Genomic DNA, 14786 nt, shown 5'->3' on the forward strand with positions numbered 1-14786 from the left:
CGCCTCCTTCCATAGAATACTACCAGGGACGAAGAAGGGGCACTATATATCTCTTCAAGTTGAGATAGCTCTCTCACGCGGTCAAAGAATGTTACCATACAGTAAGTTACTGTACGGTAAGTATTTAGATTTTGTGTTCATGTAGCTCTTACAAGATTTCTCCGTAGACGTTGTAGAAAAGCAATAGAATAACGAAGTTCTGTAGATATCCTTAATATCACCATTTGGAACGCCCTTCGTCAAAAACCACTTTATGAATAGGGGGCTTGTCCTTCTATGTTCCTTTTAACAGGACAGAGGACTATAGGGTAGTTGATAAATACCCCCAAATGATATGTTCTTGGAAGCGTTAATATCGGCACTTTCTTGGTGTCCACAACTGACACAGAGGAATTCGGATTGAGTTTTTCTATTATTCTTGTCGATGTGTTTTTAGGGCCTATATCGAATACGGGAATACCTGCGAGGGTAGCCTTATATTTGAGGAAGTTACTTAATTCATCAAAAGCCCATTTGCCGATAGCTGTTCTCACTGTTTTGTTAACCGTGCTGTTAGTTCTAATGCCTTTGAGATTTTCAATGGCAACAGCCCTGTTTGTGTCTTTTGCAGTTTGAACGATTGATTTAGCTATGCAATGATTGGTATCTTTTTTAAAGCGCCTTTCTTTACCATTTATTTTCTTGAGATGCTTTTTAGCAGAGTGAGTTCCTACACTTTGAAGAATTGCTTTGAGGTTGGAGTAACGCTGGCGTACTTCTGTACATTTCTTTCCACAGAATACTTCACCATCTGAGGTCGTAGCTATGTTGACTATTCCCATGTCTATCCATATACACCGTGAGGGTCTATTGGGTCTTCATCGGGAACATCCACGACTACCATGAGATCGAAAGTTTTGTTATGGTAAATGAGGTCTGCCTGCCCTCTTACCATTTCCATATCAAATTGAAGGCATTCTCCGTATTTTATGGATTGCTACTTTGCCGAAGGTATGATTATTCCATGCTGTTTCGGAAATATAGTTACATGCTTCAGTGAACTACTCCTCCTTGCCAGTTTTTATCTGTCGAGGAAGGAGCTTCCTACGAGTATTTGCATCATTTCGCAATCATCCTGTTAGGAATGATCCCGAACACATCCATCTTTTCATATCTGCACCACCATTCATAGCACAGAATGATATTGTTAAGATTATGAAAGGTGTTGCAAAGAGAGTATTCCAGAAATTCCCAGAATTACGAAAAAAAGAATTTAGGGGTAATCATCTTTGGTCACCAAGCTATTATGTTGGTACTCATGATCAGGTATCTGCTGAAACAATTGAGAAATACATTGACGGTAGTTCCAATAGGGAACGTAATTCATCCACCTGTTCCAGTTCAGAGAACTGGAACTCCCATTAAACCTACTATTTAATGTGAGTTTAAAAATGGTGGCCTTCTTACTCCAACGTGGTAAAAACGTGGCGACGATAAGAAAGAGGAAGAAATCAAGCAGGGTTTTAACCCTACTTGCTCTCATCTTAGTAAATATTATCATGTATTCGCTATAGAATCAATTTTCCCTTCCAAATCAGAGCCTGAATCTGCCTGATATTCATCTTCATCAACAACAGATGACTCAACCGCTACATCAGCAATTCTAATATCAACAGCATTCACATTCATCCTCGTCTGTCTCCTATTCTTCTTCCATGTGGTTCCGGTAGCAATCATTCCGATAACCAGTATTACTATGGCTCCTGAAGCAAAGAATAAGCCTTTGTTTGATACATTCATTTTTATTGGTATCTTTATTCCGCTGCCGACTTCAAAGTTTGACGATGGTGCTGAAGCGATGACGTAGGCTTTCATATCATAGTTTCCATTTGCTGAAATAGGTGCTTTTAAGCTTATGATAACTTCTTTATGCTCTTCTGGATGGAGTGTGAAGTTGTTGGGTGATATGGTAAACCAGTCTACGTATTGGTCATCGACGTAGACCCTGTAATCTGATACGCTTTGTCCGTCGTTTATTACAAAAAGTGATTGTGAATCTGTGATCCCGACATGTGCATCAAAGGTCATGTTTGCAGGACTGACACCTACTCCTACAGCACTGGTATTTGTCATAGAACAAATGCATAAGATTATAAAAAGAATATAAATTAAAGATTTATTGGACATGCTTATCCGGCCTGCTTCACAAAAATAAGGTTCAGATTATTTTTATTGATTTTTAGAATCAACATTTGTGACTTTTTGTGCCAAGATGAAGCCATTAAGCATCATCATTTGACACAATTCTTTTAAGAGACTCCACAGTGTCAAATATTCTCTGGTAGTCCCTAGTAATAACTTCTTTTGACTCTTCAGCAAGTTTGCATATTTTTTTATTTTTACTGGATAGGACGTGTGTTTTTCCAAAAACCTTCCTTTCGATAAGATTCGCATCCTCAAGTATCGCGGCATGTTTTGATGCTACAGGAACACATATATCCAATATTCTTGCCACATGTGAAATATGCATATCTTGTTCATTTATGTGTTTGAACATCTTCAACCGTGTTTCATTTTCAAGTGCATTAAGAATTTTTAGATTATCCATCAGCATAATACATATAGACAGTAGCCCACATAAATATCTTTCTATTTACTAGTAGTTATTAACTAAAAAGAAAATACATCAAAACGCAATTTAACGGTATGTGAAAAAATGCGTTGTTAGAGTAAAAGATAACAGATATTATTAGAATTCACACACTTATATAGCAGGTTTACCTACTAAGATACAGGTGCCAAATAATGAAGTTGACAAAGCATTGCAACCGACATTTTGTTGTCAACCCATTATTTGGCCGGTTGGCTGGAACCCCTGTTTTTACTTCATCAACACCTTCCACACTTCATAAACCAGCCAACAACATTCTTTTATTTAAATTGCTTTGAATTATTTGTTAGAAAGCAGACTACTTTGCACTGATACTACTAAGTAAAAAAGATCCGATTTGAATAATATTGCTTCTAACATGGTAACTATTCAGCCTGATAGAATCACCATCAATAACCGTTGTGATAAAAAGTTGATACGTGAATTTCTTACGCTACATTTATTTTAATTGTACCACTTGCTTGCGTTTTGCATTTCAAATTAATTTAGGACTAAACTTCTCAATTTTAACCGAATCTGCATCAATAGGCTGATATGGATAGGCTGAATAGTTACCTAACATGTATCATTTTTCATGGTATTTGCTATGCTGGTAGCTTAGGTACTTATTTTATCACATAACTTTTGATATGTTTCTTTGTTCTCTTTTAGGAGTTCTTCTATCCATGTCATTCCACCACCCATATCTATGCGATAAAAAAGCTCATTGAGGAATTTAATTTCACTATTATTAAGGCTTATTTTATTTTGCATTCTAATCACCCATTAAAGAGAATTTGACTCACTATATATGCTAAATCAGATGTATATATTAAGATACTCCTTAAATTTATAAGTTATTAGTGCACTATACTTTAGCATGAAGTTTGCGATGTATGCTGAGAACAAAATTATCGTTAAAATAGGAGCTATATCGGCAAATCATAAATAAACTGCTGTGGCAATAACAAAGCAGCCAAAAAAGTCCGGTCACATATAAATTCATAGTAGTAACAGATTTTAATTGTTACTACCAATGAAACTAGTTATGTAACTATAGAAGATTAAAATTTACTATATATTATTGTTGTTCTACTGCATTATCCATATCTAAAAAAAACCATGACTTGATCCTACCTCGCCAAGGGAACTGATAAAATGCTCTGCAATTTCTGTAGACTTGCCCAAAGTCTTTTCGCTCATTAAAACCTCATAACCGGCTGATTCAAGCATATTCTTCCATGATTTAGGATTATCGCCTGCAAGTTCATATTCTGCATGTTTCCCAGGTATCATTGCAAGTGTGGCAAGTGTTACTTTTCGGGCATTGATATGTTCAAGACGTTTTATAACCCAATCCACATCAGGATAACCTGAAGAACTGCCTACTATGAACCTTCCACCTGTAACCTCATCCATGACAAGTTGTAACTGGCAAAGTGACGGATCTGCTCCGTTTTCATCTACAGGCGATACAAGAAGAATTGCATCATCTTTTTCAGGCAATCCAAAATACGAAGATAACGCACCTGCAGCCAAACTATAATCTTTTGCATCCATTAGAAGTGGCTTTCCTATCAAAATTCCTTCAATTCCTGTGATTCCATGTTTTCCCGAAAAACTATTCATTGTGCTGACAATTGAATATAGTTCATGTAATCCATTACCTGGCGTAATGTATAATGGCTGGACTATTATTTTTGAAAAACCTTCATCCATAAAGTCAGTAAGCGCTGCAAGCGGGCTTTTCGCGATAATACCTTTTTCAGCCATTGCTTGTCTGACGATTTCTGATGCAACGGCAGAGCGTATAACTACATCAGGGTATGCTGTTTTAAATGCGTTTACACAGCCATCAAATATATTTTTAGATTCGTCTCTCGTAGTGCCTGTGGTAACAAGCAGAATTGCCGTCTTTGGGTCTTTTCTAATTGCATGTTCTGAGTTTATATTCTCCATTTAACTCAAACCTCCTTATTTTATAACTCACTGTGAGTCATAAACATGAAAATCTATCATGGCATCCTTCTCAAGCCATTGAATATTTCTTCCAGTAAAAATAAAGCACCATTGACCCCAACATATGTTCTTGGCAGGAAGTTAATATATCCTGATGAAGGCATAGCGATCTCGATAGCTGCCCTGCAAAGTCTTTTCTCGTGCATCATCTTAATGGTGTGTCCGTCTGACAGCACAACATCGACCTGTTCCCCATCATTGAAACTTTTCCATGAGTCAGAAAATCCTATTTTTCCAAGAAAATCAATAATCTGAGTTTCTGTTTCCGAACATCCACCCGGCAAAGTGCTGACACCAACTGGTGCCATGCCCAGGTACTCGTACAACCATTTAGTAAGAGGCAGAACTACGGAACTATCACCATTGATGGCAAAAGTAGCACCCTTTGGAAGACCAGTAAGAGAATGGAAACGTGATGTCTTATGATAATTCCTTTTACGTTCCTTCCTCAATATTTCGATTGCCTGAGATGGATCTACTGACATAAAAGATGCAACGCTCTTAATCCACATTTCAGTTGCATCATATCCGACAGGAGCACCCATCGGAGATAAAATGTATGGAATTCCAAATTGTTCTTCATACCATTTTGCAATTTTAAGGCCATATTCCGGAAAAACAACAATATTACATGCAACTGATGTTGATATTTGAAGTTCTTCGATACTCGTTCCTGCACAAAGAACTGTTTCGACATCTATATTCAAAAATGAAAGTATCCTTCTTAATTCATCTGCTGTGCTATCCCAGTTACTATTATATAATGAGATACCGACCAGATTCACTTTTCCCGTGATTGAACTGCTATTCTTCCCTTCAAGGTCCATCCATTTGAGAATTTCTATCACAGTCTGTTCAAACCCTTCGCAAACCGGGGATGAATATCCTGCATTCTCAATAGCTAAACAACGCTTTGACAGATTTGCAGAATCAATGAATTGTTTGAGATCATCACCTATCAATGAGGCCCCGGGAGAGTTTACAACAACAAGCAGATCATCATTCTTTGATGCGATTGAAGAAAGAATTCTCCGGAGTTTCTCAGTTGAACCTGCTATGTAATCTTCACCTTCAAGGTAGGTGCATGGGACACGTGGCTGTCCGAAATAGAATTCCTCTGTGAATCCTAGAGGGTCAAAAGAAGAAGCTCTTTGATACTGGCAATCCGAAATATGGGAATGATAGAATTTGCAACCAGTAGGGCCATTTAACAGAACTATTGCATCCGTTATGCCTTCAACAGCCAGCAGTGAACCGGTAAAGGCATCTGCTGTAAGTGTCATGAACAATCAACTCCATCCCGTTTCCATCCCTCCACAACCGGAAGACGCATGATCATTCCCCATCTTCTGGCCATGACAAGTCCGCTACTAAAACCTACGTCTGGAGAAAAAGGTATGGCATCATGATGTACTCCATCATTTGACATTATGGGGGGATAATTTGATAATACCAGATCAAGGTTAAGTGTTTCAATATCTATTTGCCTTTTTTCAGCAGTATAATCATATTCCATGGGTAAAATTCCAATATATTTGGTCCTGAAATCATCGTAAGATGAGGCAATCAATCCTACCTTCACGAGTTCCATTCCAAGATCCATGAGCATGTCAATTATCCAGTCCAGATTCAAACAGAAAGAACTAATTAACACTCTTTTTCCTTTCAGGACAGGACGCAGATCTTCGATCTCTTTATAATATAACCTTTTTTGTTTTTCAATCAGTTTCCATGCTTCTGCTTCCATATCAAATCTTTCAGCAAGCAGCTCCAGCCATTCAGCAGTCTCATTAAAACCTATGGGAAACGGAAGTCCAAAAAATTCCATTCCGGTCTTAGAATCGATCAGTTTCTTTAAGACCATGCCAGAGTCATCGTTGTGTGCAAGAATATTCAATGAAGCTCTTCTGAAATTCCTGATATCATTAACAGTTGTAGTAGATAAAAAACGACAATTTACTCTAACTCCTATACTGTCAAGAAGTTCTTTTATGATGATAAAATTAGAATTCAGATTATCTGAAAGTGTTTTTTCTCCAATTATGTTAACAAGGCAGTCTTCTGCTTTAATAGAGGAGTCTATTATATTACTTATTACTTTATATCCTTCCACAAGTCCCTGCGAAAAGTCACCTGCCAGATTCCCGTCTACTTCTATCGGTATGATATTTGTATGGGGAAACTTCTGTTCCACTCTGGATACCGCATGTTCAATATTATCGCCAATAAGCCCGGAAGGGCATGTGGTAACGATGAATATCGTGTACCAACCTTTCATACAGGCCTCTTCAAGGCACAGTATAAGGTTGTCAAGCCCTCCAAAGATAAAAGACTTGTCATCCATATCAGTAGAAACAAGAGTTTTTCCTTCTGTTCCTGAAGGAATAATTCCATATCTTGAACTGGCATTGAGCAATGAGTTATTGAGAAAATGGGAAGCAATATGTGCACAGCTTCTGGGACCATGAACAATTGTCAATGCATCGGTTATCCGGGAAGTGACAGTAACAGCACCGGCAAATGAACAGCCCTGAAGAGGCTGTTTGTTTTTTACATTCTTTGTGAAAAAATGGCTTTTTTTATTGACCGAAAAACCCTGCTTGATCTTAGGTATTTCATAATGGAATGACTTCTTATTTGAACTTGAATGTCTTTTATTTTGATGTAAATCCTGATCTCTTCCAAGAACAATTATCTCCATTTCTTCATTGGTAAGAGGATTCGCTGAGAAAAGACTGGCCGTTCCATTTGATATTTGTTCAATATGATCTGCAAGCTGGTTAAATAAAAATGCAGGAACAGACCTCGGATATCTCTGTATAACCGTGGACCCTTCTTTTTCGGCTTCAGCAAATATTTCAGTTCTTGGAATTGAAGTTATTACAGGCAATCCAACGGAATCGGCAAAGATCCTTACCTTCTCATTTTCATGTTCCATTCCCCTGCTATTATGGATGATCCCTGCCACACGTGAAGAGGTATTATCAAAATTGCAGATTCCCCGTAAAATATTATTGGCAGCATATAGTGCCATATATTCTCCTGAGGTTACAATGTACACTGCATCTGCATATTCCTTTCTGATCGGGACTGCGAACCCGCCACATACAACATCTCCCAGCACGTCGTAGAGTTTAACGTCAAAAGGTATTCTATCAATCCCCAGATCTTCAAGGACTTTAAAAGTACTCAGGATTCCCCTGCCTGCACATCCAACTCCAGGTTCAGGACCGCCCGCTTCTACACAGACCACATTTGCATACCCTTGGAAAAGTATGTCATCAAGTTTTCTTTGCTCAGGAAAGGTGTCACGAATATATGCCAGCACAGTAGGTATTGGCTCTCCTTCCAGAAGAAGTCTGGTGGAATCATGTTTCGGGTCACACCCAACCTGAAGTACACGTTTTCCTTTGTCTCCAAGCGCAGCTGAAATATTGGCTGAGATTGTGGATTTTCCAATTCCTCCCTTTCCATAGATTGCTATCTGGATCATTGAAGACTGATCCCTCCTGAGATTCTATCGGAAAATTGTTTGAAAAGCAGAATTGAATATCTAGTTATCATATACCTACTGTCCCTCCGGAAAAGCTTCCTGCCCGAATTCCGGGTATCTTGAATAATCAGATAAAGGCTTTTGAAAGCCATCGTTTCCATGTGTTTTGCTCAGGAATTGGATCAGGTCTGCAATCGAATAAAAATCATGCTCATCAGCATGGTTAAAGTATCTCCAGAAAGTGTCCCCATTACTATTCTGAATTTCAATAGTAACATTGGTATTACTATTGCATATGGTATATCCAGCACGTTCAAGTGCATGTGAGGTCCAGATATATTCAGTATTATCTTCTCCTATAAGAGATACATTTCCTTTTTTTTCAGGAGAGATAATAAACGTCCCTTTCTTGCTATCAAAATGAACTCCCCCCATCTCAAAAGCAGATCCAAAGACTCCCTGAAGGATAAGATCTTCGGGGGCGCCGGAATAAAACTCCCCCTTTCTATTGAAAAGCCATATTTTGTCGGCTGTGCGCACAGCAATATCCAGATCATGAATTGACAGCAGAACAGCCCTGCCAGGATGTCGTGAAAGCGATTTAAGGATTCGCATTATTTCTATTTTGTGTGGAATATCAAGGAATGCCGTTGGTTCATCAAGAACAAGCACTGCCGGATCTTGAGCTAGCCCCCGTGCGATCATTACCTTTTGTTTTTCTCCGTCGCTTAGTTCTGACATGTAACGTGAGGAAAGTTCATTAGCACCAACCGCAGCTAATGAATATGATACCATCTGTCTGTCTTTTTCAGATAAAGTGCCTGACCAGCCAGTATGCGGATAGCGACCTAATGATACGACATCAAAAGCCCTGAAATGTGAAATTGAGACTTGTGATGTCACCACCACACTTAAAACCCTTGCTTTTTCCATAGCAGTGAAATCATTCAGTAATTTACCTGCAAGATGTATGTCCCCCGAAATGCAGGGTTGCATACCTATGAGTGTTCTTATCAATGTGGACTTCCCGGCACCGTTGGGGCCTATAAGACACACAAGTTCTCCAGGCATGAGACTCAGGTTAAGGTTCCCAGAGACTATCGTAGGTTCCCTGTTCCTGCGTTTATAACCTATTGAAAGGTCTGATGTTGAGATAAGTGGCGTTCCTTTCACACAGACACCCCTCTTCCAAGTTTGTTTCCGTATAGTATTACCCATATGATTACAGGTGCTCCAAGCATGGAAGTTACTGAACTCAGTGGTAAAGTTAGATTGCTTCCAGGAAGGTGTGCTATCATATCCGCAAATAATGCAAGTCCTCCTCCAAGCAGTGTGCATCCCGGCACTAGTATCCTGTGGTCAGCAGTGACAAATACTCCTTTGCAAAGATGGGGAACAGCCACACCAAGGAAAGCGATTGGACCACAGAATGCAGTTACGATACCTGCCAGAAGAGCTGTGATTACAATAAGATAACTACGTGTTCTGCTTAAACTCATGCCCATGCTGGTGGCGTATTCTTCTCCCAGCAGCAATGCATTTAGTGGTTTTGTAAGTAAAAATGAGAGTATCAGGGCAATTATTATAACTGGAACAAGTATACTGATCTCAGCCCATCTTACATCAAAGGTACCAAACGTCCATTCTGAAAAGGCTTTTACCTTTTCCGGGTCGCTGAAATGTATCAGGACTGTGACAAGAGAGTCTGTTATATAACCAAACATCAGTCCTAAAATGAGAATTGTGACATTACTATCTATTTTCCGTGATACGAAAAGTACTATCATAAGCACTGCCGAAGATCCAATGAATGCTGCTATGGCAACTGTGGCACTACCTAAAAATCCAGTACTACGAAGCATTTGTGGAAGTGTTGCTGCTGATACCCCACCGAATAGAAGAACTATAATAGCAACTCCAAGGCTTGCACCAGAACTGATTCCAAGAATGAACGGTCCTGCAAGAGGGTTTCTGAACAATGTCTGCATCAGGAGACCTGCAACTGCAAGTGCTGCCCCTCCGAAAGCTGCCGCCAATGCCCTTGGAAGCCTCAGGTTCATTATTATGACCTCTGATGATTCATCAAGTGGAACCTTTCCGAGTAACACTGAAAATGTGTCTCCCAATGGTATATTCACTGATCCGAGAACCAGATCTAACGCAAAGAAAAAAAACAATGCAATCAAAAAGAACATCATAAGCAGTGGTGTTCTCTGTGAATGACCCTTGAATTGCATTTCTTTGTTCACTTTTTGTTTTTCCGTTTTTTTCATTCTATCCTCTTATGGTAAACCATTTCATGGTCCGGCACTAATTCAGGATGGAACATTTTTACAAAATCCGCCAGTACGAGATCCGGTCTCACAACACCAGATTCGTAATAATCGTTTCCTCCATTTTCATTGACCTTGTAGTAACTGGTATAGACGTTTCCATTATTCACAGATTTAAATTCAAGATACAGGGGATCTTCAGCCTCAAGTTCTTCTGTGCTGTCCCAGATTCCCGATGAAACCCAATAGTCAGCATCTTTCCCCATGTCAAGTACTGCTTCAAAATCAAGGGTTACTGTTGCAGTGTTGTTATTCTCATTCCAGAAATAGGTCGCACCAGCATCTTTTATGTATTGGGTTATCAGGCTGTTCCCTCCAGGTACATACCATGTCCCCTGCCATGCCATTCCGCTCATTACAACTGGTTTATCTTCTACAGATTTTGCTTTCTCAGCCAGTTCATTATAGTCACTGGCAACCTGATCAAAGTATTCACTTGCTTCATTTTCTGCATTGAAGAACAACGATATGAACTTGATCCATTCCGCCTCTCCAAGCGCTGATGTTTCCTTGTATTCATCAACAACAACAGGTTTTAGTCCGAGATCAATCAGATTGTCAATATGTTTATCATCATAAGGAACCCCGGTGGTGAGGGTAAAAATCACATCAGGATTTATTCTGATTATTGATTCGGTATTCATATAACTGCCTGTTCCCACTTCTTCTATCGTTCCCTCTTCAATCATATGTCTTACAGGAGCCGAGTTAATATAAATAAAAGAACTGACAGCTTTGAGTTTGTCCGTTTCCCCAATTACCTCAAGAGCTGGCAGATGAGTTGTGGAAAGAGCAGCAACACTGTCCACAGGAATTTCAATGACTACTGAATCCGAATCATGTTCAGGAACAGGGGTCCCTTTCTGTACAAGTATATATGTATATTCATCATCAGTATCTGGTTCTTTTACAGTTACAAGCTTGTAGTTATTGTTATATTCAACTGAAAATCCCTGCGCATATTCTATGTTTATCTTATCCGGAAAATAATCTTTTGAGGAATCATAGTCAGCATTTACCAGACTATTTGTTTCCTGACTGCTGTTTCCTATGCATCCTGAATAAAGACTGCATATTAATAGAAGAAATAAAACAAAAACATGATATTTTTTCATTTGTGCTCTCTCCGGCAAAAATCAGTAACAGTCTAGTTTCAATTAGTGAGATTACTGCTTTTAATCTCAGAATTGCATCTGCCGTTTTTGCAGATCCACGCAGTGACACGTACCCAGTTGTCAAGTACATCGTCCTTCTCACAAAGAAGCCTGTTAAATGGAGGATATTTTTCGGCAGGTAAAATTTCAGGGATACCTTTTATCAACGAGAATGCAGCTTTTTTTCCAGCTTTATCAGGGAGCAATCCCCACGATATTTCATCAACAATGTGAAGAAGGGATGTTGTAAGGCTTACAAGTGCAGGGTTCTTTGCAATTATTCGGAGTTCATCAATAAATTGTGATTTTCTATTTTCTCCTTCCATGGAAGAAGCTTCTTTCCAGTATCGTTTCTCATCAATTCCAAATCTTTCGAGGCGTACCAGCATATTGCATTGGGAGTGGGGAGTAAGATCTGATTGCTGTGCGAGGGCTTTTTTTGTTGCTTCTTTTATGCATTTTCCAATAAGTTCGCCGAGTTTGGAGTGCTTCCCGGAATCATCTAGATCTATATGGCTTGTATTATCAGATACAACAGCTATCATGTCTGTTCCTGATCCTGTGGCTATTCCCTGAGAATACTGGCTTGGAGCCATTAGTTCCTGCACTGCAACAGCTTTGGCTTCACTGGCTGTAACTACTGCATTTACCATTGCGTAATGCGGGACATTGGCACCGATGAGCAAAATAGTGTTGATAGTTCCCAGAATCATGGTAAACTGTCCCTCTTCCTGATAATATGAAGCAGGATCACCGGCTCTTCCGCCATTTACTTCAATCCCGCCAGTAACTACAGCCGTCACTTCAAGATTTCTAAAACAATGGGTTACTATTGCCACGTTTTTCATATTAGCTGCAGTCATAAGACCCGTAGAAGAAAGTGGATCTATCCCTATTTTTTGTGCAATGATTGTAGAATATGCTGAAATCCCACCGCCGTCAAGGGAAGAAACTTCATGGTCAACATCTGATTCATGCAACACTTGATGATTGTAAATGTATCGTATGTCTTCCCTGTAACCACCATTCAACCAAGATGTTGTAAGAGTTCTTCTTCCAGGTGGTAATTCCACAACAATCGATTTTTCATGAAGAAACACCTGTTCTCCGCCAGAAGTTTGCCACAACAATTGCTTTGCAATTTCATCAACTTTTTTTGATTCATTTGGAATGCTGTTTAAGAATGAAATTGCGCTCTTTTCATCGGTTTTTCCATTCATCTTCAATCTCCGCTTCACAATCTCTCTTTCAGAACTTGCTATGATACTCAAATTCCAGTAACTATCAAGTTCAGAATAAACAGACAACGTCTGAAAAAAGGTATATTTATAGGATTAAATTTTCCTTACAATTATTAGCTTTTAAACTATCAATTAGATTACCAATTTATTGATATTTCAGTGTGAAACAATACATCAAAAAATATGACAAGATATTTTTAATCAAATCAGAAACAGGTTGTCAAGAATATACAATTCCATCTCTGACAAATCATAATCACTCCTTATTTGTTTGCCATTTTTTTTTGTTAAAGAAAGAACATGACTTTTCCCGAAAATATTTCTGCTAATCAGATTTGTATCTTCAAGAACACGTATATGCTTTGAGATGCTTGTGCATGAAATCCCAAGTTCATTCGCAATCTCTGCTATGTGCATATCTTTGGTAGCAAGAGATTTCAGAATTTTCAATCTTGTTTCGTTGCCAATTGTTTTTATTGCTGTATCTTTTTCAACCATAATGGAGCTCCTATGCAACATATACCAATAATATGCGCAAGAGATTTTTATTTTCAAAATTAAAGAATATGTGTCTCAAAAGAAATTGCAGTTAAATTATATAACTTGCTTTGTTTTCATTAGAGTTCTTAGTTTATATGCTAACAAAATTGAATTTTTGGGCTTTGTAAATGAAGGTAGGACTAATAGGGCTTAAAAAAGAGAGGCTGAATAGGCGATACCGCCCTATTAGTCAATGGAATGCCCATCACTTATTTACCCAAATGGCTTAATAGTATATATGTTTTTAGTAATGATTGTTAGTATTAATAATATAAATATACATATTTATACATAAGTTATTATCCGTAAGTATGTCGATTACTTAAAACATCTTTTATACTATTGGGGAACAGAGTAATAATATAGAGGATTTCGATAAACACAGTCAACATTGTACTAAAATATAAATAACAGGCAAATAAATCGAGTATTGTGTATGATTTAACTGATTTTGCTCTTAACGAAGAATACAAACATCTTCAAGCGGTTGGTGACAAGCTTGCTGAAACCGAATCACTGATCGATTGGAAACTTTTTAGACCAATCTTAGAATCAATGTATTATAATAGGTAACTATTCAGCCTAGGTCATTTCCACCAAGCTGATTTTTCTCTCCAATTATAGTCATTAACTAAACATTTATTACTAATTAAGTACAAATAATGCCTTATGGCTAGACCAGAACAAATTCCTATAGAACGCCATCTTTCATCCGAAGAATTGCTTAAACATATCAAGTCATTAGAGAAAGATACACGAGTTTTGCAACGTTTGTATTTTATTAAACATCGTTATGAAGGTGCTTCTGTTAATGAAGCAGCTAAACTTGTTGGCATATCAAAACAAGTCGCATATCAATGGCAAGAGCGATGGAATCAAGACGGATATAAAGGATTGATCCCCAGGTTTTCAGGAGGCTGTCCTTCAAAGCTCACCGATTATCAAAAAGAAGAACTAAAGAACATGCTACACAAACGTGATGATTGGTCTACAAAAGAAGTCCGAGAACTCATTTATAATGAGTTTAAAGTTCAATACACTATTAAGCAAATATTAGTGATCTTGAAGAAGTTTGGCATGCATCATGCCAAACCATATACGCATGATCATCGAAGACCAGAAGACGCAGAAGATCGTTTAAAAAAAACTTACCGCTAATTGATGATAATTGCGTTGTCGTTTTTCTTGATGAATCGTCCCCTCAAACAACGTCAAATACAGTTCGTTTGTGGTCTTTCAATAAACCAGTCATGTTTAAAAACACAACCAGGCTAAAAGCAAACTCATTCGGGTTTTATTCATTGAATGGTAATTCTGTTATTGATTTCAAGGAACATTCAACTAAAGAGGACGTGTGCTCGTTTCTATCAACTATTA

Annotated in this window: 13 protein-coding genes and 2 pseudogenes; 3 read left to right on the forward strand and 12 right to left on the reverse strand. The window is 38.3% G+C overall.

Annotated elements, in window-relative coordinates; translation table 11 throughout:
* Window positions 1-251: 251 nt before the first annotated feature.
* Window positions 252-821, reverse strand: a complete 570-nt coding sequence (locus tag BB781_RS16590) for an IS200/IS605 family accessory protein TnpB-related protein (RefSeq protein WP_094229085.1) — start codon at window positions 819-821, stop codon at window positions 252-254.
* Between the two features lie 307 nt (window positions 822-1128).
* On the opposite strand from BB781_RS16590, the pseudogene tnpA reads away from it, so the two are divergent.
* A pseudogene (tnpA, locus tag BB781_RS13950) lies at window positions 1129-1404 on the forward strand (IS200/IS605 family transposase); the annotation flags it as partial.
* Window positions 1405-1536: 132 nt separating this feature from the next.
* Here tnpA and BB781_RS13955 read toward each other — a convergent pair.
* From BB781_RS13955 to BB781_RS14000, 11 genes are all read right to left on the reverse strand, one after another.
* Complete coding sequence (locus BB781_RS13955; RefSeq protein ID WP_094229086.1) at window positions 1537-2112, reverse strand: hypothetical protein; 576 nt, start codon at window positions 2110-2112, stop codon at window positions 1537-1539.
* A 148-nt stretch (window positions 2113-2260) separates the two neighbouring features.
* On the reverse strand, window positions 2261-2593 hold the full coding sequence (locus BB781_RS13960) for an ArsR/SmtB family transcription factor (RefSeq protein ID WP_094229087.1): 333 nt from the start codon (window positions 2591-2593) through the stop codon (window positions 2261-2263).
* Window positions 2594-3247: 654 nt separating this feature from the next.
* Complete coding sequence (locus BB781_RS15860) at window positions 3248-3403, reverse strand: hypothetical protein (RefSeq protein ID WP_164997903.1); 156 nt, start codon at window positions 3401-3403, stop codon at window positions 3248-3250.
* A gap of 336 nt (window positions 3404-3739) precedes the next feature.
* Entirely contained in the window at window positions 3740-4588 is an 849-nt protein-coding gene (locus BB781_RS13965) for a sirohydrochlorin cobaltochelatase (protein WP_094229088.1), read from the reverse strand.
* 56 nt (window positions 4589-4644) lie between these two features.
* Window positions 4645-5931, reverse strand: coding sequence for a nitrogenase component 1 (locus BB781_RS13970; RefSeq protein ID WP_094229089.1), 1287 nt, complete (start codon window positions 5929-5931; stop codon window positions 4645-4647).
* Window positions 5928-8141: a nitrogenase component 1 gene (locus BB781_RS13975; RefSeq protein ID WP_094229090.1), complete on the reverse strand. Its 2214-nt coding sequence runs from the start codon at window positions 8139-8141 to the stop codon at window positions 5928-5930. The genes BB781_RS13970 and BB781_RS13975 overlap by 4 nt, the downstream gene beginning before the upstream one ends.
* 75 nt (window positions 8142-8216) lie before the next feature.
* Complete coding sequence (locus BB781_RS13980) at window positions 8217-9314, reverse strand: ABC transporter ATP-binding protein (RefSeq protein WP_164997904.1); 1098 nt, start codon at window positions 9312-9314, stop codon at window positions 8217-8219.
* A complete protein-coding gene (locus tag BB781_RS13985) occupies window positions 9311-10414 on the reverse strand; it encodes an iron ABC transporter permease (RefSeq protein WP_207205298.1) in 1104 nt (367 codons plus the stop codon). Before BB781_RS13985 ends, BB781_RS13980 begins: the two co-directional genes overlap by 4 nt.
* On the reverse strand, window positions 10411-11589 hold the full coding sequence (locus BB781_RS13990) for an ABC transporter substrate-binding protein (RefSeq protein ID WP_094229092.1): 1179 nt from the start codon (window positions 11587-11589) through the stop codon (window positions 10411-10413). The genes BB781_RS13985 and BB781_RS13990 overlap by 4 nt, the downstream gene beginning before the upstream one ends.
* A gap of 38 nt (window positions 11590-11627) precedes the next feature.
* Window positions 11628-12848: an adenosylcobinamide amidohydrolase gene (locus BB781_RS13995; protein WP_094229093.1), complete on the reverse strand. Its 1221-nt coding sequence runs from the start codon at window positions 12846-12848 to the stop codon at window positions 11628-11630.
* A 222-nt stretch (window positions 12849-13070) separates the two neighbouring features.
* A complete protein-coding gene (locus BB781_RS14000) occupies window positions 13071-13367 on the reverse strand; it encodes a winged helix-turn-helix domain-containing protein (protein ID WP_164997905.1) in 297 nt (98 codons plus the stop codon).
* 474 nt (window positions 13368-13841) lie between these two features.
* On the opposite strand from BB781_RS14000, the pseudogene BB781_RS16235 reads away from it, so the two are divergent.
* Window positions 13842-13979: pseudogene (locus BB781_RS16235) on the forward strand (IS5/IS1182 family transposase); the annotation flags it as partial.
* 99 nt (window positions 13980-14078) lie between these two features.
* Entirely contained in the window at window positions 14079-14567 is a 489-nt protein-coding gene (locus BB781_RS14005; protein ID WP_094229095.1) for a helix-turn-helix domain-containing protein, read from the forward strand.
* Window positions 14568-14786: the final 219 nt, after the last annotated feature.

It is taken from the genome of Methanolobus psychrotolerans, assembly GCF_002243045.1.
Lineage (GTDB): Archaea > Halobacteriota > Methanosarcinia > Methanosarcinales > Methanosarcinaceae > Methanolobus > Methanolobus psychrotolerans.